This window comes from Pseudodesulfovibrio piezophilus C1TLV30, assembly GCF_000341895.1.
Taxonomy (GTDB): domain Bacteria; phylum Desulfobacterota; class Desulfovibrionia; order Desulfovibrionales; family Desulfovibrionaceae; genus Pseudodesulfovibrio; species Pseudodesulfovibrio piezophilus.
In genome coordinates this window covers 2,358,359-2,380,156 of record NC_020409.1, presented here as the reverse complement: position 1 = coordinate 2,380,156, position 21,798 = coordinate 2,358,359, and the positions used below count along the sequence as shown (strand labels likewise).

Genomic DNA, 21,798 nt, shown 5'->3' with positions numbered 1-21,798 from the left:
GTGGTGATTGTCATGAAGAACCAATTGCTTATGAAATCGCTCCCAATGGTGGCATCTGTGCTTGGGCGCAAGTATGGCGTGAAAGTCGTCATCGGCGGCAAGGGGGCCTATACTGATGGAAGCATTATCCATCTCCCTGCGCTGCCGTTGGAATGCAACGAAACGCTCATCGGTTTGGCTCGTGGATTTGTAGATCACGAGGCAGCCCATATCCGAGAAACCCGCTTCGATTGGCTGAAACTTGCCAACCTGACGCCTCTTGAGATGCACGTCTGGAATACGTTTGAAGATTGGCGGGTTGAACACCGGCTGGCCCGGTTGTTCCCTGGTTGCCGCCAGAACTTCAATTGGTTGATTCGGCATTTGTTCGGCAATGACTCCGAGCAAACAGATGATCCGGCCATGGCCATTCTCAATTGGCTGTTACTGTCGGTGCGAGCGTGGGATGTACCCTCGTTGGGCGGCCAGCGGGATCAGGTCGGGGCATCTGTCGAAACGGAGTTTCCCGGTCTCATTGCGAGGCTGAATCTGGTTTTGCAAAAGGTGTATGCTTGTTGTGATTCCACGCAGGATTGCATCTTGTACGCAAGAGAGGTCGTTTCTATTCTTAAAGATAAAACGACCTCTCAGCCCCAGCAAAATGGGGGCTCAAAGTCAGAGAGGACAGCCAAAAACGGTGCGCCTGATGGGATACCTTCTAAGGTCTCAAGGCGGCTGCTGGAGTGTCTGCTGAGTATCGATGAAAATGAGCTGCCGTTTGACCTGGGAGACCGGTTGGCCGAGAGCTTGAACAAGGAAACACCGTCTGACTTGAATGAGTCGTTGCGTGTGGCGCAGTTGGGCAACAAGACCACGAAGCCGATAGCACCGGAAGACGCTACTGCAACAAAGCGGGCGTCGATCGCCCTAAGGACGCAACTCCAGGGACTGCTGCAATCATCAGTGCTGAAACGAACCAAAATCGGACGCCATGGCCGACTGGACGCACGACAACTGCACCGATTGTCGGTGGCAGATGCTCGCGTCTTCAGACGTGATGGGCGCAAAGTTGGGATCAACACAGCCGTCCACATCCTGCTTGATTGCTCTGGTTCCATGCGACGCCGCATCAAGCTGACCACTCAGGTTTGCCATGCTGTGGCTACAGCCTTGGCAGCCATCGACGGGATCAACGTCGGCGTTACAGCTTTTCCGGCTGGCACTCCGACGGATGGAGGCAATGGCAACGATAGTGGTCCTACGATCTGCCCAATCCTGAAGCACGGTGAAAGGTTGCATGACAACTTCGCCGTCAGCGCAACAGGATGCACGCCGCTCGGCGAAGCCTTTTGGTGGGTGCTGCAACAGATGATGCCGCTCTCCGAATCGCGAAAGATCGTCTTGCTCCTGACAGACGGTGATCCTGATTCATTCAACGTGGCACTCGATGCCATTGAAGAAGGCAGGCGTTTCGGCGTCGAGATCTACGGTCTGGGCATCCTGTCCGAGGCCATCACCCAACTGCTTCCCCATCACAGCCGTACCATCAACGACCTGCCCGAGTTAGCCCCGGCCATGTTCGGCATGCTGCGGGGTGCGCTCATTAAATAACCTACCACAATCACGAGGAAAACATGGACACTGAGATCCCCAAATGCCCGACCTGTGACAGCTCGATTCACGTCGTATTGGTCAACACCACCCAGAAAATCGGAACGGCGGTTGGAGGAGTCGCCGGTGGAGCTTGTGGATACTACGGCGCGTCCTCTGGCGCAGTCACGGGCGCGGTCATCGGCTCGGTCATTCCGGTCGTAGGTACCGGGCTTGGCCTTCTTGCGGGAGGGCTGGCCGGGGCCTTAGCTGGCTTCTTTGCAGGCTCTGCAGTTGGCAACCAGGTCGGTGAGCATATCGACCGGCATGTCATCTCTGAATATCGCTGCAATCAATGCGGCTCGGAATTCGAAATCTAAACCAAGGAGAAAAACGTGAGAGAATTCTGGACTTTTATCGGCGGAGTGGCTGTGGGCATACTGGCAGTTACCGGCGTCTTTGCTATGGACGAGGATGACAATCCGCGTTCTATTGAGACCGATGAGGACGAAATGGAAGAGGTTGAGGATGAAACCGAAGAAGAAACGGACGACGACGGTAAGCTGACCGTTCGGGCTTCGTAAAGAAAAGAGCTGCAAGCGCATGCTTGCGGCTCTTGCTAGTACGCAGACCGTTTGGTTTGCCCAATGTGGTTAAAAATGCACTCATCAGAATAAAATAAGAAAGGATGTCAATTAATCCATCTGCAAGCAGGTTGCGGCAATAGCCTGTATGCCAGGTAAAATTTACCTAGGGTGGTCCGATATTTTGAGCTACCCCTTTTCCCATTTTGTCGGCTGTTTAGGTCTGTATGCAATCCTAACCACTCTGCTCCCAGGCGTGGTAATCTTAACGAGGCTTTCGCGCAGGTGGGTGCCAAGCTGTGGATTTAGGACTTCAATCCTTTCTTCACATCTCTCCATTGCTACCGCCACAGCGTCTCTAATCTTTTTAAGCTGCGAGTTTCGTACAGCGACATCGTGCTTGTTTTCTTCTACTATCTTTGTGAAGTTTTCGATTTCTATTTCAATAGCATCCATCTCTTGGAAGTCGCCCTTATCCTTTGCACATAAATAGTCTTCTTGCAGCTCTTCAATTTTTTCGGTGTACGACTCAAATGATACAGCCTCACTCTCATGGTCAGACAAGTGACGTTCCGATTTAATTGCCACTAAATCCACTACCCTTGTCGATTGCATTATCTCAAGATATGTCATTTTATCCTGGGAGTTTAGAATTGTTTGAAGGTAGTCCATGCCGCTATAATCTTTAGTGGTAATTTCTTCACCTTGATACTTGATTCTGCACTGCCCATTTTTTCTAATAAAGAGATTGTTGCTCGGAGGAGCATAGGTGGGCTCGGCTTTACCGTTGTCCTCAAGCACTTTCAACAGACCAACTGCCTCTTCTTTGTCAAAGAGCAGATTTAGGATGAAGTCATACAAATATGCACGAACCCCCTGTTGTATGTGAGTGTATTCGGTAGGCGATGAGTACCCTGCAAACCCATCATTCGCATGAAGCGAATATGCAAACACAAGCTCCTCAAAAAGAATGTGCCTTTCTTCATATCCAAGGCTGAGCCCATTCTGTTGGGCGAACTGCTTCGCTGCATTTAGCAAGGCCTTGTTAACTCCACGGAAATAGCGTTTTTCACACTCCATAGAGACGATAATGCCCATGTATGGATCATTAGTGACGAGGACCGTCGCTTCTGCCTGCTTCGTGAAATATCCTATCCGTTTATATGGATATGTTAAGACAACACTTTCTCCACTCTTTATAGCCTTGATTGCTTTTGTTTTTCGACTATCTAATTCAAAAAATAAGACAGGGAACTCGACGCCGATCCCAAAGTCTATTCTGCATTTCCCGTACTGATTATAACTTCTAGGCGGCTCCCTCAGAAGGACTTGCCCCTTTAGAGGGGCTCCTTGTTGCAGCCTCCTCGATTGGGCTTTTGCATAGTCGGGACGTACCTGCTCATAATTCCCTATCACGGCGGGCTCAGCCATTGGCGTTGCCGCAAGTCTAACAATTGGCTTGTGAAGATACGCCTCGATATATGAGCAGGAAAATTCCGGCTTCGCGTGAGTATACATCCGATTTACAGTCAGCCCCGTCTTGGGATTGAACCCCGCAATATGCCCCTGCAAAAAATTAGCGACAAATTGCTGTTGAATCCAGGCGGTTCTGCCTTGCAATATTTCTCTTAAAATCAAATTATTATCTTCATTCATATCAGAAAGAACCTCATGCTCAAGAAGTCATAACACCCCCGGCAAAGCCGGGGGCTTGAGCTTGTGAGCCACTCAAAGTGGCTTTAAGAACCGCCTAAAGGCGGAATTTCAACTGCTCCACCCGCTTGTCTTCATGTTCTTGTTTGCGGATGTATTCCCTTATTACCTTTTCGTCTCGTCCAACCGTGGTCACATAGTAACCACGCGCCCAGAAGCTTTGCCCTGCAAATCCCCTTGCGCGATTTTGGACTTCACGCGCTATGTGTATTGCGCTCTTACCTTTTATATAACCAACTACTTGTGCCACAGAGTATTTGGGAGGAATGGCGATGTACATATGCACATGATCAATGCATAAATGCCCTTCCAAAATCATACATTCACGTTGACGTGCGAGCTTGTGGAACACCTCGCCCAAGTAGTTTTTCAACTTGCCAAACAATACCTTACGCCGACATTTCGGTATCCACACAACATGATACTTGCAGTCCCATTTTGTATGGCATAGGCTTGAATTGCACTTCATAGAGCCTCTCCTCTGCTCACTCTGAGCAGCTCACAAGGAGAGGCTTTATATTACTCCCGCATAAGTCAAACTTTACTGGTCCCCCAGCAGAGCTGGGGGGTTTCTCATTGGACTAAAAAAGTACACTGTCGTTGTGCGACAGATTTTGTCGCCCTTCTCTGAGTAAACAGCATCAACTGTGGGAGAAGGCTAATGACATTCGATATTTTGAGTCAAGAACTTGGGAAGAGACTTTCGACCAAAGAGGTCGCAAGCTTCCTGGGGCTTGATAAAGAAACGGTGCGAAAGCACTTTGAAAAGCTCGGTGGAATTCAGCCCACAGGCCCCAAAGGGCGCATCCTATTCTTTGAAAGAAATGTGGTTGATGCTCTAAGGAGGAATAATGCCCTCAAAAATCAAGAGGAATGGGCGAATTCGTTGGAAAGGGAGGGTTCAAAAGCAAGGAGAAATCAAGACGAAGCTGTTCGACACAAAAACGGACGCTCTCGCTTGGGAAACCAAACAAAGGCAGGTGGACTGGTCAAAGACAGACACGGCCTATTCACTGGGTGAATGGACTCAGGATTATATGGACTTTGCTCGTAAGTTCTCAACAAAAACCTACGGAGAAAAAAGAAAGACGTTCAAGGAATTTTTTGGCGTAAAAAACAGCAAAGGAAAGCCTATGATAGATCCCGCTGCCCCAGTGGAGAGATTGACATCAGGCATTGTTTTGAATGTGCTTCAAGTTCAATATGAAGCCAGATCCGGCTATGCAGCCAATAAGGATAGAAAGAATTTAGTGGCGGCTTGGAATTGGGGAATACGCTATCGCGGCATGCCTCAACCCAACCCCTGCCTAGTAGACAAGTTCCCTGAAGTAAGAACTCCAAGGTATGTCCCGCCAGAAGAAGACTTTTGGAAAATATACCATCTGACTTCTGGACAGGATAAAGTCATGCTCACCGTCTTCCTCCATCTGGGAGCCAGAAGAGGAGAGGTGTTCCGCTTGGCTTGGGAAGACATTGATTTCGGAAGCAATCGTATTCGCCTCGCAACCAGAAAGAGACAAGGAGGAACGCTAGAGTATGACTGGCTTCCTATGACTGAAGAGCTGAAGAAAGAGCTTCTTTGGTGGTGGGAAAATCGCACGTTCAAAGAAAGTGCGTATGTCTTCGTTTGCGAAGAAGACTACAAGTTTTGCCGTGGCCATTTTGGCAACCCTTTTCGGTATCGCCAAAAGTTCATGGAAAGACTGTGCAGAAAAGCCGAGGTAAAACCCTTCGGTTTCCACGGGATAAGACACCTGACAGCTTCCATCCTTTTCAGGCTCGGTCATCCTGTTAGCGTCATTCAGGCGATCCTGCGCCACAAGAGTGCAAGCACGACCGAGAGGTATCTGAAAACCTTGGGACTTGAAGAGACACGATCCGCTTTGGAGTCTTTAAGCGGAAGAGGGGGGAAAGTGATCAAAATGAAAACCGCCCAAAGCGATTAGCTAAGGGCGGTTTAAATATGGAAGTCAGAACAAACCGTTTCCGAAACCGTTTCCGTTCTGACGCGGCAGAAACAAACGTTCTCTAACCGCTTGAAATTCATGGCGTCCCCAAGGGGGTTTGAACCCCTGTTGCCGGCGTGAGAGGCCAGAGTCCTAGACCACTAGACGATGGGGACGCGATGGTGGGTCGTACTGGGTTCGAACCAGTGACTCTCTGATTAAAAGTCAGATACTCTACCAACTGAGTTAACGACCCGCGTTCAAGGAGCGTATGTCTATCCATTTGCTCATTCGGTGTCAAGCATAAATTTTAAACCACCGTATTCTTTTTTATTCGTTCAACTCACTGATATCAAACATTTTATCATTTTTTTCTTGCAAAATACTTCCCAAATGGTATAGTCCCGGGCCTGTCGAAAAAATGAAAATATCCACACAGGAGTAAGAATATGACAAGAAAAGATCGTACTGAAGGAATTTATTCCCGACGCGAAGTACTCGACGAATCGGAACGCAGACAGTACTGCCAGCTTCAGCTCAAGGAACTGCTTGCATACGCGTACAGGTATTCCGAAGACGTCAAGAAGCGCTTTGACCGCGCGCAGTTCAATGTGGAAAAATTCCGCACACTGAACGATATCAAACACATCCCCATTATCAAGAAAAAAGAACTGATCTTCCTCCAATCCATGGGCCCTCGTCTCGGCGGATTGCTCACCAAGGATCTTGGAGAGCTTCAGCGAGTGTTCCTTTCCCCCGGTCCCATCTTCGATCCCGAAGATCGCACTGAGGACTATTGGGGCTGGACAGAGGGTTTCTACGCAGCAGGATTCCGCTCCGGCGACCTTTCCCAGATCACCTTCAACTACCACCTTGCTCCTGCGGGACTCATGTTTGAAGAGCCACTGCGCAATCTGGCCTGCGCCGTCGTTCCTGCCGGACCGGGCAATACCAACTCCCAGATTGAAATCATGCAGAAACTGCGCGTGACCGGCTATGTCGGCACCCCCAGCTACCTCATGCACCTGGCCCAAAAAGCCGAGGAAATGGGCCTTTCCCTGCGCAAGGACCTCTTCCTTGAAGTCGCTTTCGTGACTGGCGAAAAGTTCTCTGAAAAATTGCGCTCTACGCTCGAAAAGAAATTCGACTGCATCATGCGACAGGGATACGGCACCGCAGATGTCGGCTGTATCGGATACGAATGCTTCCACAAAGACGGCCTGCATCTCTCCAACCGCGCCTTTGTTGAAATCTGCCATCCGGATACCGGTATCCCGCTCAAGGATGGCGAGGTCGGCGAAATCGTGGTAACCGCATTCAACAAAACATATCCACTCATCAGGCTCGCCACGGGCGACCTTGGCTACCTGAATCGCGCGCCATGTAGCTGTGGCCGAACGTCCCCACGCCTTGGCGGCATTGTCGGCCGGGTCGATACCACGGCACGCATCAAAGGTATGTTCGTCTACCCCCACCAGGTCGAGCAGGTCATGGCCCGCTTTGAGGAAGTCAAACGCTGGCAGATCGAAGTCACCAACCCAGGTGGTATTGACGAAATGATCCTCTCCATCGAGGCTGGACAATTCCATCAGGAAGATGAAATGCTCCACCTCTTCCGCGAGAAAATCAAACTGCGCCCCATCCTCAAAGTCCTCGCTCCCGGAACCCTGCCCCCGCAAATCCGCCCGATCGAAGACAAACGCACCTGGGATTAACCGCTCAGGCTCCCCCAAAAATCATCCCCGCCCGGCCCGTCCGGACGGGGATTTTTTGGTCTCACAAGTGTGGGTGAGTAATATAGTTTTTAAGTGAGTATTAAAGTTCTTTAGCAAGTAATAAAGTTGTTAATTCAAGCCGTTCTTGACCTGCGCAAATGAGAGCAGGTCGGATGCGGCTTTTTAAATTTGGAGGGCAAGTTTGGCCTGCGAAGGATTGGGATGCTCCCGCCGACAATTCACTGTTTGCATATAGCTCTAGCGCAAAATATATTCCCCCTAATCTATGAGTTAACATTAAACCACCGATAAATATCAATTTGCCAGTTTGTTAAACAACTGTTAGGCACCAAATGATTCATTGGGCGGGCATTCCAGGGGTGGAGCTCCAACCAACTGATTTATCGATAAAAACCAAATCCATCGTGAGGTGGAGACGGAAAGCCACGGGTCTCTTGCGGGAGACAGCCGGGTTGCCGAGCGGAGCGTTGTCACAGCTTCCACTTCCTCTCACGTGCTTTTGATTCGACGATTGTGTGTTGAACACAGGTCTTTTCCTGTGTGCTCGGGGAGGTGCTGGTGCGCGGTTTTCTCTGTTCTACGGCAACGTTTGCCGTTCTGATTGTTCTTATTGTTTGCCCTATGGCTTGGGCTGCTCCTGTCGACGACGCCATTCGTCAACAGCAACAGCTTCAGCGGCAGGAGGAGCAGCGCAGGCTGGAATTGGAGCGGCAGCATCGTGAAGAGCTGCAAAAAGCTCCCACCGGCGAGGATTTACGATTGTCGGAGATCCCGGAGGCGGCTCCTGATGCTCCATGTATGGAGACCAAGTCCATTGAAATTACGGGCGTAACCCTTCTCGATCAAAAAGAGATCGACGCTATTACTGCCAAATACATAGGCCGTTGCCTGACGCTTAACGACGTCAATAATCTCGTCCACGACATCACCAATGCCTATGTGGAAAAGGAATATGTCACCACCCGTGCGGCCATTCCGGAGCAGGATCTCTCCAGCGGACATCTGGTAATCATGGTTGTAGAGGGAAAGGTCGAGGGGATCGAATTCAAAGAGGGGCAGGGCAGCCAGCGGGAGATCAAGGGCGCGTTTCCAGGACTGGCCGGAAAGTATCTGAACCTGAGAGACATTGAACAGGGGCTTGATCAGATCAACCGCCTTCCTTCCAACAATGCATCGATGGAGTTGCTTCCTGGTGGAGAGCAAGGTGCCAGCCGTGTTGTTGTCTCCAACGAGCGTAAAAAGACCTGGCGCGCCTCATTTGGTCTGGATAACACGGGGCAGGATTCTACCGGCCGCAATCAGTATGTCCTTGCCCTTGCTAAGGACAATCTGTTTGGCATTAATGACCTGCTCAACATCACCATCAACGGCGATTCAGACTCTTGGCTGACAGATGAGCATCAGAAGAGCGCCACCTACAACGCCTTCTACTCGGTGCCACTAGGCTACTGGACCTTCTCCGGATCTTTCAGCCACTATAAATACCGCACGGAAGTGACCAGCGGCGGTGCTAACTATCCCTCGGAAGGCGACACAACGACGACATCCCTGAGCGTTGATCGTGTGCTTCACCGTGATCAGAACGGCAAAACATCGCTGAATGTCTCCCTCACCCATCGGGATACGCAGAACTACTTCAATAGCGGACGACTGGTCGCTACCAGTCAGGTTCTTACCTCCATTGGGACCACCCTCGGACATACGCACCGAGTACTCGGCGGTGTAGCAAGCGCACAGGTGGGATACAGCCACGGCCTGCCTCTTTTGGGAGCTAAACGGGATATATCTCCCTCACTCGATACCGCGCGTAATGAGTTCAACAAGTTTGTGTTCAACGGCAGCTTCTTTCGCCCGTTGAAAGTCAAGGATCTCAACCTTTCGTGGAATACCTCCGTCACTGGCCAGTGGGCTCCTCATACCCTTTACAGCGCAGAACAGATCAGCATCGGCAGCCGTTACACCGTCCGGGGCTTTCATGACGACAGCCTGAGCGGTGATATCGGCGCATACATGCGCAACGAACTGACGCTCAATCTGCCGAATATCAAAAAGAAATCGCCGACTGCATCCGACTGGTTGGGCACCATGCAGTTTTATGCCGGATACGACACGGGCGTCATTCGATCCGATCCCAAGGATTTGGAGGAGCGCGGTTCGCTCCAGGGCGCGGTGGTCGGTATGCGCACCAGCGGTGGACGACTGGTCATGGACTTTGCCGTAGCCCGTCCCATCGACGCGCCTGCCTTTTTGCAAAAAGACGACATCGAAATTTACACCTCCATCAAATACTCCTTCTAGCTGCGAGTAATCATCATGCTTGAATCCATCAAACAGCTCTTCATCGCCTTCCTTATCAGTCTCATTCTCTGCCCGCCCTCCATGGTTCACGCCGGGGGCATAACCCCAGACGCCGCTGCACCTGCCGCCAATCAAGCGACCATGGATACTGCCCCCAACGGCGTGGACGTGGTCAACATAGCTGCTCCGGGCGCTAACGGCATGTCCCACAACATGTTCACCGACTTCAATGTCGGTAGCTCGGGTGTCATCATCAACAACGGCGATGCCCCCGGCGTGTCTCAATTGGGCGGTGCGATGGCTCCGAACCCGAATTTCTCGGGCACGGCAGCCACCACCATTCTCAATGAGGTCACCGGGACCGGGCGTTCGTCCATTCAGGGGCATACGGAAATATTCGGTCAGTCAGCCAATTACATCCTGTCCAACCCCAACGGTATTTCCATCAATGGTGGTGGGTTCATCAACACGCCCAAAGCCACCATGACCACGGGTGTGCCGCAGTTCAGTGGCAATACCTTCGTGGGCCTCGATGTTCACAGCGGTGACATCCTCGTGCATGGCGCGGGCATCAACGCCAACAACATCGACGCCTTTGAACTGGTCTCCCGCGTGGCCACTATCAACGCCGATATTCACGCCAAGAGCCTGAGTGTGATCACCGGCCAGAACCGCCACAATCCGGTCTCTGGCACCACGACCACGCTGACAGCGGACAGCACTCCTGCGCCCACCATTTCCATCGATTCCTCCGCCCTTGGTGGCATGTACGCGGGCCGTATCAAGCTCGTGGGAACCGAGGCCGGTGTGGGCGTCAACACGAAGGGGCTGGTGCAGTCCACCCAGCATCTGGAGATGACGGCTGACGGCAAGATTCAGATTACCAACAAGGTCTCCTCGGGCAATACGTTGGCCCTGACCTCGCAGGATTCCATTGATGTCTCCGGTACGGTCAAAGCCTCCGGAACCGCCACACTGTCTGCCCCAACCGTCACCGTGGCCCGTGTTAATCCCACTGATGCGGCTCTGGTCAATGCAAACAAGATCGAGGTGAATACCGGAACCCTCGACAACCAGCGCCTTATGGCGGCGGATACCGAGGTGCTGATCACGGCCACCAATGTCACCAATACCGGCACCATATACTCCGGCGGCACTTCGACCTTCCGCATTGATGACACCCTGTACAACAACGAAGGTACTATCCTCGCTAAAGGCAACGCCGTTCTTGAAGGGACCACTGCAGGCACTCGCATGGCGACCCTGCAGAATGATTCCGGAACCATCGAATCCCTTGAGGGCGGTCTGATCTTCCGTGCGACTACGTTCAATAATAGCAACTCAAAGTTTATATTGGTTGAAGGAGGCGACGAAGGCGGTACTCTTGATGGCGTATTCCAGGCTGGAGACGACAATTGGAAAACGTATGAGCTTTTCAAGCACTATGTTGGCCGGGCTTACGCTGGCCCCTCCGGGTGGACGGCTTACCCTTTGAGCAACATGCACCACCTGAAAATGGACACAACCCCTGACGTCATTTCAGCAGCAGATTTGTCCGCCCATATTGCAGAGCTGGATCTGAAGCTCGCCGAGGATTCGAATTATTTGACATCACAAGGGAAGAATGCGCTGAGAATCGCCAAGCGAGAGCTGGCGAAAGGAATGCTGTATTTTGTTGCGGCCTACGGCCAGACCAATGGCGTAATATTCTCTGAACGAACAGCCACTGATACCGTCACGGGCGAAGATGCAGGGGCATCCATAGCAGCGCATAATTCCATTTTCATTGAGACGGATGCAGGTACCAACAGCGTCAGCACTATTTCATCGACCACAGGCGATATCAACATTATCGCCAAATCTTTCAACAACATAGGGCATGAACTGTTCGAACGCCGTTATGTCACTTGGGGACGCGGTGCCTTCCATTCTCACCGCTCACCGTCTATCGAAAAAAAGGGCGGCGGCACTGTTCAGTATTTATCATCCGTGGGCAATGAATATGGAACTCTGGACGCAGGTAACAAGGTCAGCATCTCTGGCGGCACAGTAACCAACGGCATTACCGAGCGTAATGGCGTTATCGAGGAGCCGGACCCTAACAAACAGCAGCGCAAGGTTTCCTCTGTCACGGATGAAACCAACCTTCTTCCGTCCAATGGCCTGTTCAATCTCAATACCAATCCGGCCCAGAATTACGCCATTGAGACCGACCCGGCCCTGATCGATCTCGATGATTTTTACGGCTCGGAGTACATGATGTCCCGTTTCGGAATGGATCCGAACGACGAAGCCAATAAGCGCATGGGAGATGCCTTTTACGAGACGCGCCTTGTGGCCAAACAGATCAGGAAATTGGCTGCCAAGCGCTTTTTGAGTGAGGAGCGCACTACTGATACCGAAGAGTTCAAACAACTCATGGACAATGCCGTTGATATTAAGGGTGACCTGAACCTCACTCCCGGTATTGCCTTGACTCAGGAGCAGATTTCTTCGCTGACCAAAGACATTGTCTGGCTGGAGAAGCGAACATTAAATGGGCAGGAAGCCCTTGTTCCTGTCGTGTATCTCGGTACAAACAGCATCAAAAAGCTTGCCCGTGGCGGATCGGTCATCATGGGTAAGGACGTGGCGATTAACACCGCGGGCAATACGTCTAATGACGGTCTGATCCAGTCTCAAACACAGGTGACCATCACTGCTGAAAACTTCCTCAACACCGGCACGGTTTCTGGTCAGACTGTCGCGGCGACGACAACTGATTCCATTCGCAATACAGGTGGCACCATCACAGGTGAAACTGTGGCGTTGAAAGCAGACAAGGACGTAGTATTTGCCGCTCAGGTGTTGAATAACAACAATCAAGAGACTTCTTCTCAGTTCGTTGGCAGTCAGGGCAAGGTTCAAGCCACGGGCTCCCTTTCCATCGAAGCCGGCCAGGACATCGGCGTTCTCGGCAGCGAGGTGACAAGCGACAGCGACACCACTTTGGCCGCAGGCCGGAATGTCGCCGTCTCCACAGTCGATCTGGCCACCCAATCCTCGGTATCCGGCGGCAACTACAGCTCCCGCACCAACATCACGCGGCAGCAAGCAAGCACCGTCAAGACAGATGGCAACCTGAACGTGACAGCGGGCAAGGACATCGCCCTCCACGGCAGCCAGATAAACATCGGGGGTGATGCAACCCTCGAGGCCGACAGCAATGTCGCCATCACCGCCGCCACCAACGAAATAGATCTCTACAGCCACGCCGACGACGCCGGTGGCAGCTTCTTCGGCGGCGGCAAGTCCTCCACATTCGAGCAACTGGCCCAGACCAACGCAGCCTCGACCATCAACGCCAAGGGCTCGGTCAGCATTGAGGCTGGGGGCGACGCCAGTGAAGGCAACGCCATCGTCAAGGGAAGCCAGATCAAGGCCACCCAGAATGTGACGATCACTGCCTCAAGGGACATTCAGGCCACAACCAACCAGATTCAAAATAAGATCAAAGTCGAAGAAAAACGTGGCGGATTCATGGGTGCTGAATCCGTGGACATGGTCCAGAAAGAAAACACCACCAACAATCGTCCGGTCTTTGAAGCCGGACAAAAGGTGGCTCTGAACGCCAAGAACGACGTCGTGCTGCAATCCGCCAGCATCAAATCTGGAGACACCACCGAGATCGTAGCCGAAGAAGGCAAGGTCGCGATGCTGGTGACCAAGAACAAGTCTTTTGAACATAAAGTGAAGACCGATATGGGCTTCCTGACCTGGTCGTCCGAGGATAAGGGCAAGATCGACGAAACCGTACTCCATACTCTCATCGAGCCGGGGGCCAGCCTGACTATCACAACGCCCAAGGGCGTCACCGTGGAGTTCAAGGAATCCTCCGGCGATGTTCGCAAGGACGTCGAACTCCTCGCCAACGCCAAAGGCCTCGAATGGATGGGCGACCTGCTGGAGCGCGACGACGTTGACTGGCAGGCCGTCCAGGAAATTCACGACCAATGGAGCAAATCCGACGGCGGCCTTGGCGCGGGAGGTATGTTGATCATCTCCCTCATTGCATCAGCTGTAACGGCAGGTGCTGCTTCCGGCTTGGCTATGGCGGCCATGGGCATGGAGATGGCTATGGTGAACGGCGTATCCACCATGGTTGTGGCGGGCACGACCACTGCTGCCTCAACAGCACAGATTGCCATGTGTACCGCTCTCACAGCGGCCTTTACCTCCATCGGCACCCAAGCCGTTACTGCCCTCGGCAACGCAGCCGCTGGCGGTGACCTTGGCAAGGGCTTGGCCTCCATCGCCTCCGAGGCAGGACTCAAATCCCTGACCACGGCCATGATCAGCGCGGGTATCGCCAGCGATGTTGCCCAAAACGTCGACTCCATCGCCACCGCAGGCGAAGGCGCATCCGAACTCGACCTCTTCTACTCCGACCTCGCCAACAGCCTTCAGGACAATGTCATCAACGCAGGCATCAACACAGGTGTCGGCACCGCCGTCAACGGCGGAAACCTCGGTGAAAACTTGGTCGCAAACATGCGCGGGGCGGCTGTCTCGACGTTGGGGGCACAAGGGGCAAGCCTGATTGGCACAGCTTACAAAGATCAGGACATCAACAAAGCCACGCAATACATTGCACATGCCGCCCTTGGTGGTGCGCTCGATCTGGCTTCCGGAGGCAACGGGGCATCCGGTGCAATAGGCGCTGTAACTGGCGAACTGATTGGCGACACATTTGTCAGTGCTTGGATCAGCAATAGAATTGAAGACTCAAAAGACATGGACAAATTGTCTGGAGAAGAACTCCAGGCGGAGTTGAATAAGCTAAGCTCGGATATTGCTGAACTGAAACGACACGGTGTCAATGTAGCCCGCCTTGGAGCAGGCATGGCTGCGGCTTTGGCCGGTGGGGATGTTGACATTGCAGCCCAGACCGGCGGTAACGCCGCAGAAAACAACGCTCTCCCACTTGTTCTGGTCATATACGGAGCCTGTGAAGCCGTGGATGCTGGCGTCAAAATGTACAATGCGTACAAGCTCGCAGAAGCAATCCAAGATCAAGACGAAGAAGCCATAAAATACTATAGTACCGAAATATTGATAGATACGGCTGTAGACGCCGCCCCCCTCGGAGCAGTCTTCACCAAGTTCGGCATGTCCAAAATCGGCTTGATGATCGCTGGACTTGGTACGAAGATGGGAGATAATGTTGCTACCGTCCTCACAAAAGTTGACGACATTGCCCAATACGCTGTTAAAAAAGGTAAGCTTCCTGACAATTTCTTAACAAAAGCTGAAGCAAAAAAACTGGGATGGAACCCCAAAAAAGGGAACCTGCATGATGTTGCTCCGGGCAAAAGTATCGGTGGAGACGTTTTCAAAGACAAAGAAGGACTCTTGCCCTCTGCTCCTGGAAGGACTTGGATAGAAGCAGATATCAATGACACTGGAGGCTATAGAGGAACAGTACGACTAGTCATCTCAAATGACGGACTTGTATATAAAACAACAGATCACTATAAAACCTTCAAACAGGTATTAAAATGAGTAGCGTTGAATTAAATGGCAAGAAAATGCGATCTATCCAATCGCTCCACTGGGAATTGAAAAAAAAACTAGATCTACCCGACTATTATGGTGAGAATTTAGATGCTTTGTGGGATTGTTTAACAGGATGGATAGATGTTCCTACGTATATTTCCTGGACAAATGCATCAATTGTTGAAGAATCCATACCTAAATATTATAAGAAAATATTAGATATTTTAAAAGAAGCTGAAGCGGAAGGACTCATAAAACTTTCGATATCTAAATAGAAGAGCTTGCTCCATTCTCTAGAAATTATGGGGACAGCTTCCTAATTACTGAAAAGTTAGGGCGTGTCGACATTTAAGCCAGCCACGCCCTAGCGCTATGCTCAGTAAAGGATTTTATTATTCACCCACAACAAGCCACTATCAAAAAAAAGAGATCGATAACTTTATGATTCTCTTAACTTACTAAAATACATCATAATTATATGGTGACGATTCATATATTCACCACATCGAACCAAAGCCTCTCACTTTTCAAAGTGAGAAGACATTTGATCCTTCCCATGAACGGTCTCAGGTGCTTGAAAAAATGTGAAGAAGGTGAGGAGAGTCGTCTTGCAAGCAAAGCGACATCTGCTCAAAAACGGCGACCAGCCATGATGACATCGGCCAATTCCCGGACCGCCCCGTGCCCGCCTCTGGCTTCTGTCACATAATCTGCAAGCGCACATACGGAAGGGTGCGCGTCTGCCGGAGCAACCTTGAAGCCGCACAAGGTCATGGCTCCGAGATCGTTGATATCATTGCCCATGAATAGTACGGATGCAAAGGCAATTTCTCTGGCAACAACCATTTTCGTGAGCATTGCCGCCTTGTCAGTAACGGCCTGCATGACTGAAATATCAAGTTTTGCGGCACGGGCAGACACCACGGGATTTGTTTCGGTCGAAAGAAGAGTCTGTTCGATGCCAAGTTTTCGGATCATGGAAATACCCAATCCGTCCGACCTGTTGGCAGCAACACTCTCTCCCCCTGCCTGATCCACGAAAACACGGTTATCAGTCAAAACACCGTCGAAGTCATACACGATCAATTTCAGAGCGGGAACCTTGGGCAACCCTCGCTGCCGGAGCATGATCAATTCACCGTCAAGTCCGACGTAGAGTGGTGTTTTCCCGCCAGAATACTTGCTACGCCCTCCCCCGTTTTGTAAGAACGCCGTTTCTGCAGCATCGAGGTCCGGCACGTCCACATGCAGGACCATACAGCCTCCTGTCGGCCCGTCAGACACCTGCTGTAGGCGCAGAGATTGCCCATAGAAGCCCACAAGCAGGTTCTCCCGAGTCCACACATAGCCAAGGCTCTTTTCGTAAAACCTGACTGATTTTTCGAGATTCTTGACCAACAGTGTTACGGTTGAAACAACGGGCATGGCAGCTCCTTGTTTGGTGAAGGGTTCAGAGTGAAGACTAGCCTGACAAATCAAAGCCCGCAAGCGCGGATAAAAATGGCACTTTCCCGAGTGTTGCAGAGAAGAAAACAATTTTGTATAGATTGCAGCTGGTCGGCAGTTCACCAAGGCGTCGCCGCCCCGCAAGGGGAGCTAAACCTGCACTCATTTCTACGATACGACACCTTATCCACGTGCCGGGTCGGAAGTCGGCGACCACCGGCAATCCATACTGCATGGTAGGCGCGAAAGCGAGGATAAGCATGTCCAGAATTCCCCTTCCCTTTTTCGTGAGCGACTTTTCAGCATTCGCAAAGACCTTACGGACCCGTTTAGCTGCGCAGGAGACCCCTGTCAGCCATGTTACAATGCTCAACCTGATAGCCAACGCTGGCGGATATCGCAACTTTCAGCACTTGAAGGCACAGCAGACAACAGACTCTCCTGGCCCGAAGAAGGCTTCACAACCGATGCAGACTCACACGACGCCCCGTCCGAAAAGGATTACGCAGACAACCCGACTTTTCGATACCGAAAATCGATTGATCCGCTGGCCCAAGAAAGACAGCATCCGCTGCCTCTGCCTCTGGGTAATATGGTCGAGAATCCCAGCAAAAACCGTCCTGACAGAACCGGAAATCAACACTCTCCTGAATCAGTGGCATCTGTTCGGAGACCACGCACTCCTTCGACGGGAGCTTGTGGACAGAAACATGGCTGAAAGGACAGAAAATGGGCGGCAATACAGACGCCGGGAGCAGCGCCCCCCCCAAGAAGCCGTCGCTGTATTCGAGCATCTGCGTCGTGGGGGTCCTGGAACGCCTTCCCAACTCTCCTGAGAACATTTCACGGGGAGCCGCAGACCATCGGCTCCCCCCACCCTTTTCCCCAAAAACCACCACGGTCTTAAAACGAGCTACAAGAAAAGCAGGTCTTTCTCCTGCTTTTTTTATCTTCCCAAGTCCAACTCGGCATAATTCTCTTTTAAAATGAGCCGGAAACGCATTTTTTAGTATTTTTCTCAACTTACTCTAGAATGCAAAACAATCAATAAAAGCGAAGAGAACCTTCCTTTATGCACACTTTCTCGTGGGGACTCTTCGATCCGACCGAGTCTTTCCGCTCCTTGCTCCGCAATTTTTTTCGTTTCTCGCACTGCATCATTCGGACTGCAAAGAGAAGAAGCCACCTTTGCCAGGCATGAGTTACTCAAGCACAGGAAAGGGCACCTCTCATGATGAGAGATAGCCAGAATAGTCCGTGATGTCCGTGATGTCCGTGATGTCCGTGATGTCCGTGATGTCCGTGATGTCCGTGATGTCCGTGATGTCCGTGATGTCCGTGATGTCCGTGATGTCCGTGATGTCCGTGATGTCCGTGATGTCCGTGATGTCCGTGATGTCCGTGATGTCCGTGATGTCCGTGATGTGAAAGCTATGCCCTGAGACTGTCGAGCACAAGCTTGAGCTGGGGTTCGATAAACTCCCAGACGACCTGCGGATCGAATTGGGCAGCCTTGAAGCCGATGACGACCAGGCCGGTCATGTAAAAACTGGTAATGGCCCGGACAGCGGTTGTCACATTTGAATCGCGTCTGAGGGAGCCTTCACGCACGCCTTTTTCGAGTATCGACGCAAATTCGATGGAAAGTTCCCAAAGAATATGGTCAAGCATGGACGCCCATGGCTGACGGGCCGCGAGAGCATTTTTAATGAGTAGGACAGACCGATCTCTGTTTTGCGCCAAAAATTCAAGCCGATGGCAAATGATGAATTTGATGGTTTCATCTGCCTGCGCATCTGGAACGTGTGTCAGATAATCACTTTTCAATTTTTCAAGTTCGTGAGACTGGACGGTCATGGCAAGAAGGTCCTTGCTGCCAAACAAAACCTTGATGGCAACCGGATCCACACCGGAAACTTCACCAAGCCGGGCATAGGTGGTTCGCTTGATGCCTTTTTCGGCAAAACATTGGGTGGCTGCCTTGATCACTGCCTCCCGAATGGCTTTGGGCGTCATATCCTTTGTCATCCGTCTCCCTCTATTTTCTAACCCTCACCTTAAGTGTACCCTCATGTCATTCAACTGCACAATAGAGAACTTGGCAGAACTTCATCCTTGATAACTCCCTTCCTACTTCTTGCCATACGCGAATATTCATTTCTGGGTCTATTATTTTAATACCCTGAAATACAAAAGAATACAGAACAAAACAGCCGACTATATACTTAGCTGATAGCCAGCTATATATCTTCAAAGAAGACTCAGGATACCTCTTTTAATGTTTCAAAACATCAAGAATCTCAATATTGGCCGCTTGCCATGCGGGGTATGCCCCGGCGGCGATGCCGAGGAGACAGGAACCAAGGAGGGTTACTAACAGACTCCCAGGTTCAATAATGACTGGCAGGTCGGCAAGAGAACACCCCACGATGACGAGGATGATGGTGATAATGACACCGAAAGCCCCTCCGACAGAGGCCATCAGGCCCGATTCGAAAAGAAACTGTCCGATGATATCACGACGACGTCCCCCCACAGCTCTGCGCACACCGATCTCTACCCTGCGCGAGCGAACCACGAGAATCATGATGGAGAGAATGCCCATGCCACCGACGGCAAAGGAAATGGTCGACGTGATGCCGCCGAGTGTGACCATAAGATCAAGGGCCTGTCGTTGCAGTTTGATGGCATCCTGGGGAGACATGGAGCTGAAATCGTCTTCCTCCCCCTGTGAGATACGATGCCTGTCACGCATGATGGCACGGGCTGAAGCCGCCACCTGATCAAGCCCGGCATCTTTCGAAAGACGGAGAAAAACACCGCTGATCCAATTCTGATTGCTTGCTCGACGCATAAATGTCGTGACCGGCAAAAAGGCATATTCATCCTGGTCTTCACCGGAAATATCCCTCCCTTTCGTCTCCATGACTCCCAAAACACGGAAACTGGCTCTGTAAAGGTACACAGTCTGCCCAATGGCGCTCTGGGCATCGCCAAACAATCTTTCCGCTATTTTTTGCCCGAGCACACAGACCTTGGCCCGATTCTCGACGTCAGCCGTATTGAAAAATCGTCCGTATGCCGGGTAAAAACTCCTGATATTCTGATAATTGGGCATGGTGGCCATAATTTTGGCTGTCACCCCATTTCCGCCACCACGCATTTCCATATTGGTGGAGACATAGGGGGCACCCTCCATCACGGAAGGGACTCCGCCGATGATCGCATTGGCATCGGCCATGGTGAATGTCCTGGTATGACCGGACACCCTGATACTTCCGCTTCTGCGAAAGCGGATTGTCCCGGCCATGACCACATAAAGATTCGGGCCGAGTTTTTCGGTCTCCAGTTCGGCCTGTCGAACCATTATCGATGAGACGTGTTGCACCCCCGTGAAAGCCAGGGCACCGAGAAACACCCCCATCATCGCCAAAATAGCACGCCACTTATGGGCTTTCAGGGATGAGACGGCAATACGAAGATTCAGGGGAAGTGACATGCGGATATCCTCCGGAAAGCAGATGCCATTGGGTCTATTCTCATAGCGGCCGAGTATTAGCTGTGCTCGTAATTCGACCTGTTCCAGGCAGTATTGCCATTGAAAATATGCTGCCACAATCGTTCAAAAGCATGCCCTGTGTTTTTTCTATCGGTCGGATCAGCCTCAATCAGACTCAATGCATATTCGTAAAAGGCTTTAGGCCGCGTCCTGATACGCTCGTCAGTAACGGCAAACAGCCCGGCGGGAGCACGAACGACCAGATTTCGTGGAAACTTGGCATCGAACAATTTTTCGAAAATATCACCGAGTGGAATATCATTGCCCCATCCGGCCCATCGCCCTTCATTCTCTGGATTCCCCAAATTATGGGGACGCCCAAGGCGATCACACTTCAGCTTGAACCAGGCAAACCCTTTGAACGGAATATGGCGATCCACAGACCTTTCTATCATGGACCGCAACATACCAACCGACCCTTTTTTCTGATCATCAATGTGATCAAACGGCCACCCTTGCACAAAGACATTCAACGGAGCTAGCCGGTCATATTCCCTGACAATATGCGCCAGATAGGTATGGCTTTCACGCCCAATGTTTTCAAGAGAAACGGATTCCTGTATAGGTGTGTCGCTTTTGTCATACACAGTGTAAGCATATCCAAGTTCATCAGCCCAACTGATATCCTCTTGGTACCTGGCTATGATCACTCGGACAGTATCACTCATATTCATACCTCTGCCTGTCTCTATTATCTGCAACTGTCAGCAACCCTCAAACCTGCCTCGTGTTTGCACTCGAAAAATCAGCAGAAAAAGAAAACCTCTTTCTGGAGTAAAGAAGGAAATGGTATTCTTATCCATAACACTCACCCAATATCAGCAAAACAGGTTTTCTCAGAAACACTGATCCCAACAACTCCGCTTTTTCAGGCTGCCACTATCTCAAAATACTCAACAAATTCAAATACTCTAATTCATGAAATGATCTTAAAAAAGTATCTGGACGCACCTTTATTGAGCTCTCCCTGCCACAGTACAAAAAAAGGCAAAGCAGCAATAGGCAACTATCCACAACATTTTCAGCGAAATCTTACAAAAAAATTTCCCTGATATGGTTCCTAAAAAAACTTACGGAAGAATAGCATACCTTGGAAGAAGCAATACCCAACTTCATCGCCTGCTTTTGAGTGTCTCACTGTCACAAGTCAAAATAGTCACCCTGAGCACTCGGCCCCTTGAAAAAGAACTCATGGGTAAAACCACTGATCCAGTCGCCTGTCCCCTTTTACATCAAAGAACCTTCTCGGCACAGGTGGAATCGATTTTGGGAAGCAGAATATTTGGCTGAACCGACATTCGAAGCATCTTTTTATTGACCAAGCGAATCAAAAAACACCTCAATTCCATCCAGGAAAGAGTCCACTATTCCCCTTGCTTACTCAAACCCAACGTCTTGATCACAATTGAACA

The 21,798-nt window shown here is 51.0% G+C and carries 16 protein-coding genes, 2 tRNA genes and 1 riboswitch; of the genes, 9 read left to right on the top strand and 9 right to left on the bottom strand.

Going from position 1 to position 21,798, the window contains the following annotated elements; translation table 11 throughout:
- The first annotated feature begins 30 nt into the window (after positions 1-30).
- Genes BN4_RS11260 through BN4_RS11250 form a run of 3 tightly spaced genes read left to right on the top strand, consistent with a single transcriptional unit; the run spans position 31 to position 2,153 of the window.
- Complete coding sequence (locus BN4_RS11260; protein ID WP_162138613.1) at positions 31-1,590, top strand: VWA domain-containing protein; 1,560 nt, start codon at positions 31-33, stop codon at positions 1,588-1,590.
- A 23-nt stretch (positions 1,591-1,613) separates the two neighbouring features.
- Positions 1,614-1,949, top strand: a complete 336-nt coding sequence (locus BN4_RS11255) for a hypothetical protein (RefSeq protein ID WP_015415515.1) — start codon at positions 1,614-1,616, stop codon at positions 1,947-1,949.
- A gap of 15 nt (positions 1,950-1,964) precedes the next feature.
- Entirely contained in the window at positions 1,965-2,153 is a 189-nt protein-coding gene (locus tag BN4_RS11250; protein WP_015415514.1) for a hypothetical protein, read from the top strand.
- Positions 2,154-2,342: 189 nt separating this feature from the next.
- On the opposite strand, the gene BN4_RS11245 is transcribed toward BN4_RS11250, so the two are convergent.
- Positions 2,343-3,809 (bottom strand): hypothetical protein, encoded by a 1,467-nt coding sequence (locus BN4_RS11245; protein ID WP_015415513.1) that lies wholly within the window; start codon positions 3,807-3,809, stop codon positions 2,343-2,345.
- Between the two features lie 94 nt (positions 3,810-3,903).
- A complete protein-coding gene (tnpA, locus tag BN4_RS11240; protein WP_015413585.1) occupies positions 3,904-4,335 on the bottom strand; it encodes an IS200/IS605 family transposase in 432 nt (143 codons plus the stop codon).
- 382 nt (positions 4,336-4,717) lie between these two features.
- Here tnpA and BN4_RS11235 point away from each other — a divergent pair, with 382 nt between their 5' ends.
- Positions 4,718-5,812, top strand: a complete 1,095-nt coding sequence (locus BN4_RS11235; protein WP_015415511.1) for a tyrosine-type recombinase/integrase — start codon at positions 4,718-4,720, stop codon at positions 5,810-5,812.
- A gap of 100 nt (positions 5,813-5,912) precedes the next feature.
- Here BN4_RS11235 and BN4_RS11230 read toward each other — a convergent pair.
- Positions 5,913-5,988, bottom strand: a tRNA-Glu gene (locus BN4_RS11230).
- A gap of 4 nt (positions 5,989-5,992) precedes the next feature.
- Positions 5,993-6,068: transfer RNA gene (locus tag BN4_RS11225), tRNA-Lys, on the bottom strand.
- A gap of 193 nt (positions 6,069-6,261) precedes the next feature.
- Here BN4_RS11225 and BN4_RS11220 point away from each other — a divergent pair.
- The 4 genes from BN4_RS11220 to BN4_RS11205 all read left to right on the top strand — a co-directional run bounded on the left by BN4_RS11220 (position 6,262) and on the right by BN4_RS11205 (position 15,656).
- Positions 6,262-7,527, top strand: coding sequence for a phenylacetate--CoA ligase family protein (locus BN4_RS11220; RefSeq protein ID WP_015415510.1), 1,266 nt, complete (start codon positions 6,262-6,264; stop codon positions 7,525-7,527).
- Between the two features lie 403 nt (positions 7,528-7,930).
- Positions 7,931-8,008, top strand: a riboswitch (cyclic di-GMP riboswitch).
- A gap of 98 nt (positions 8,009-8,106) precedes the next feature.
- On the top strand, positions 8,107-9,846 hold the full coding sequence (locus BN4_RS11215) for a ShlB/FhaC/HecB family hemolysin secretion/activation protein (protein ID WP_015415509.1): 1,740 nt from the start codon (positions 8,107-8,109) through the stop codon (positions 9,844-9,846).
- A 15-nt stretch (positions 9,847-9,861) separates the two neighbouring features.
- Positions 9,862-15,387 (top strand): two-partner secretion domain-containing protein, encoded by a 5,526-nt coding sequence (locus BN4_RS11210; protein WP_015415508.1) that lies wholly within the window; start codon positions 9,862-9,864, stop codon positions 15,385-15,387.
- Complete coding sequence (locus BN4_RS11205) at positions 15,384-15,656, top strand: barstar family protein (RefSeq protein ID WP_015415507.1); 273 nt, start codon at positions 15,384-15,386, stop codon at positions 15,654-15,656. The genes BN4_RS11210 and BN4_RS11205 overlap by 4 nt, the downstream gene beginning before the upstream one ends.
- 355 nt (positions 15,657-16,011) lie before the next feature.
- On the opposite strand, the gene BN4_RS17755 is transcribed toward BN4_RS11205, so the two are convergent.
- Positions 16,012-16,806 (bottom strand): HAD hydrolase family protein, encoded by a 795-nt coding sequence (locus tag BN4_RS17755; protein WP_015415506.1) that lies wholly within the window; start codon positions 16,804-16,806, stop codon positions 16,012-16,014.
- A 281-nt stretch (positions 16,807-17,087) separates the two neighbouring features.
- Here BN4_RS17755 and BN4_RS11190 point away from each other — a divergent pair, with 281 nt between their 5' ends.
- A complete protein-coding gene (locus BN4_RS11190; RefSeq protein ID WP_041720315.1) occupies positions 17,088-17,663 on the top strand; it encodes a DUF2087 domain-containing protein in 576 nt (191 codons plus the stop codon).
- Positions 17,664-18,056: 393 nt separating this feature from the next.
- Here the strand turns inward: BN4_RS11190 and BN4_RS11185 are convergent, their stop codons facing one another.
- From BN4_RS11185 to BN4_RS11170, 4 genes are all read right to left on the bottom strand, one after another.
- Complete coding sequence (locus BN4_RS11185) at positions 18,057-18,284, bottom strand: hypothetical protein (RefSeq protein WP_015415505.1); 228 nt, start codon at positions 18,282-18,284, stop codon at positions 18,057-18,059.
- Entirely contained in the window at positions 18,259-18,855 is a 597-nt protein-coding gene (locus BN4_RS11180) for a TetR/AcrR family transcriptional regulator (RefSeq protein ID WP_015415504.1), read from the bottom strand. Before BN4_RS11180 ends, BN4_RS11185 begins: the two co-directional genes overlap by 26 nt.
- A 247-nt stretch (positions 18,856-19,102) precedes the next feature.
- A complete protein-coding gene (locus BN4_RS11175) occupies positions 19,103-20,326 on the bottom strand; it encodes an ABC transporter permease (RefSeq protein ID WP_015415503.1) in 1,224 nt (407 codons plus the stop codon).
- A gap of 56 nt (positions 20,327-20,382) precedes the next feature.
- Positions 20,383-21,054 (bottom strand): DUF3431 domain-containing protein, encoded by a 672-nt coding sequence (locus BN4_RS11170; protein ID WP_015415502.1) that lies wholly within the window; start codon positions 21,052-21,054, stop codon positions 20,383-20,385.
- Between the last annotated feature and the right edge of the window lie 744 nt (positions 21,055-21,798).

Bases quoted from the DNA above. Each gene is read 5' to 3' on its own strand.
- BN4_RS11210 (WP_015415508.1), top strand. From the start codon at position 9,862: ATGCTTGAATCCATCAAACAGCTCTTCATCGCCTTCCTTATCAGTCTC.
- BN4_RS11180 (WP_015415504.1), bottom strand. From the start codon at position 18,855: ATGACAAAGGATATGACGCCCAAAGCCATTCGGGAGGCAGTGATCAAG.
- BN4_RS11170 (WP_015415502.1), bottom strand. From the start codon at position 21,054: ATGAGTGATACTGTCCGAGTGATCATAGCCAGGTACCAAGAGGATATC.
- BN4_RS11175 (WP_015415503.1), bottom strand. From the start codon at position 20,326: ATGTCACTTCCCCTGAATCTTCGTATTGCCGTCTCATCCCTGAAAGCC.
- BN4_RS11260 (WP_162138613.1), top strand. From the start codon at position 31: ATGAAATCGCTCCCAATGGTGGCATCTGTGCTTGGGCGCAAGTATGGC.
- BN4_RS11255 (WP_015415515.1), top strand. From the start codon at position 1,614: ATGGACACTGAGATCCCCAAATGCCCGACCTGTGACAGCTCGATTCAC.
- BN4_RS11245 (WP_015415513.1), bottom strand. From the start codon at position 3,809: ATGAATGAAGATAATAATTTGATTTTAAGAGAAATATTGCAAGGCAGA.
- BN4_RS11235 (WP_015415511.1), top strand. From the start codon at position 4,718: ATGCCCTCAAAAATCAAGAGGAATGGGCGAATTCGTTGGAAAGGGAGG.
- BN4_RS11190 (WP_041720315.1), top strand. From the start codon at position 17,088: ATGTCCAGAATTCCCCTTCCCTTTTTCGTGAGCGACTTTTCAGCATTC.
- BN4_RS17755 (WP_015415506.1), bottom strand. From the start codon at position 16,806: ATGCCCGTTGTTTCAACCGTAACACTGTTGGTCAAGAATCTCGAAAAA.
- BN4_RS11205 (WP_015415507.1), top strand. From the start codon at position 15,384: ATGAGTAGCGTTGAATTAAATGGCAAGAAAATGCGATCTATCCAATCG.
- BN4_RS11220 (WP_015415510.1), top strand. From the start codon at position 6,262: ATGACAAGAAAAGATCGTACTGAAGGAATTTATTCCCGACGCGAAGTA.
- tnpA (WP_015413585.1), bottom strand. From the start codon at position 4,335: ATGAAGTGCAATTCAAGCCTATGCCATACAAAATGGGACTGCAAGTAT.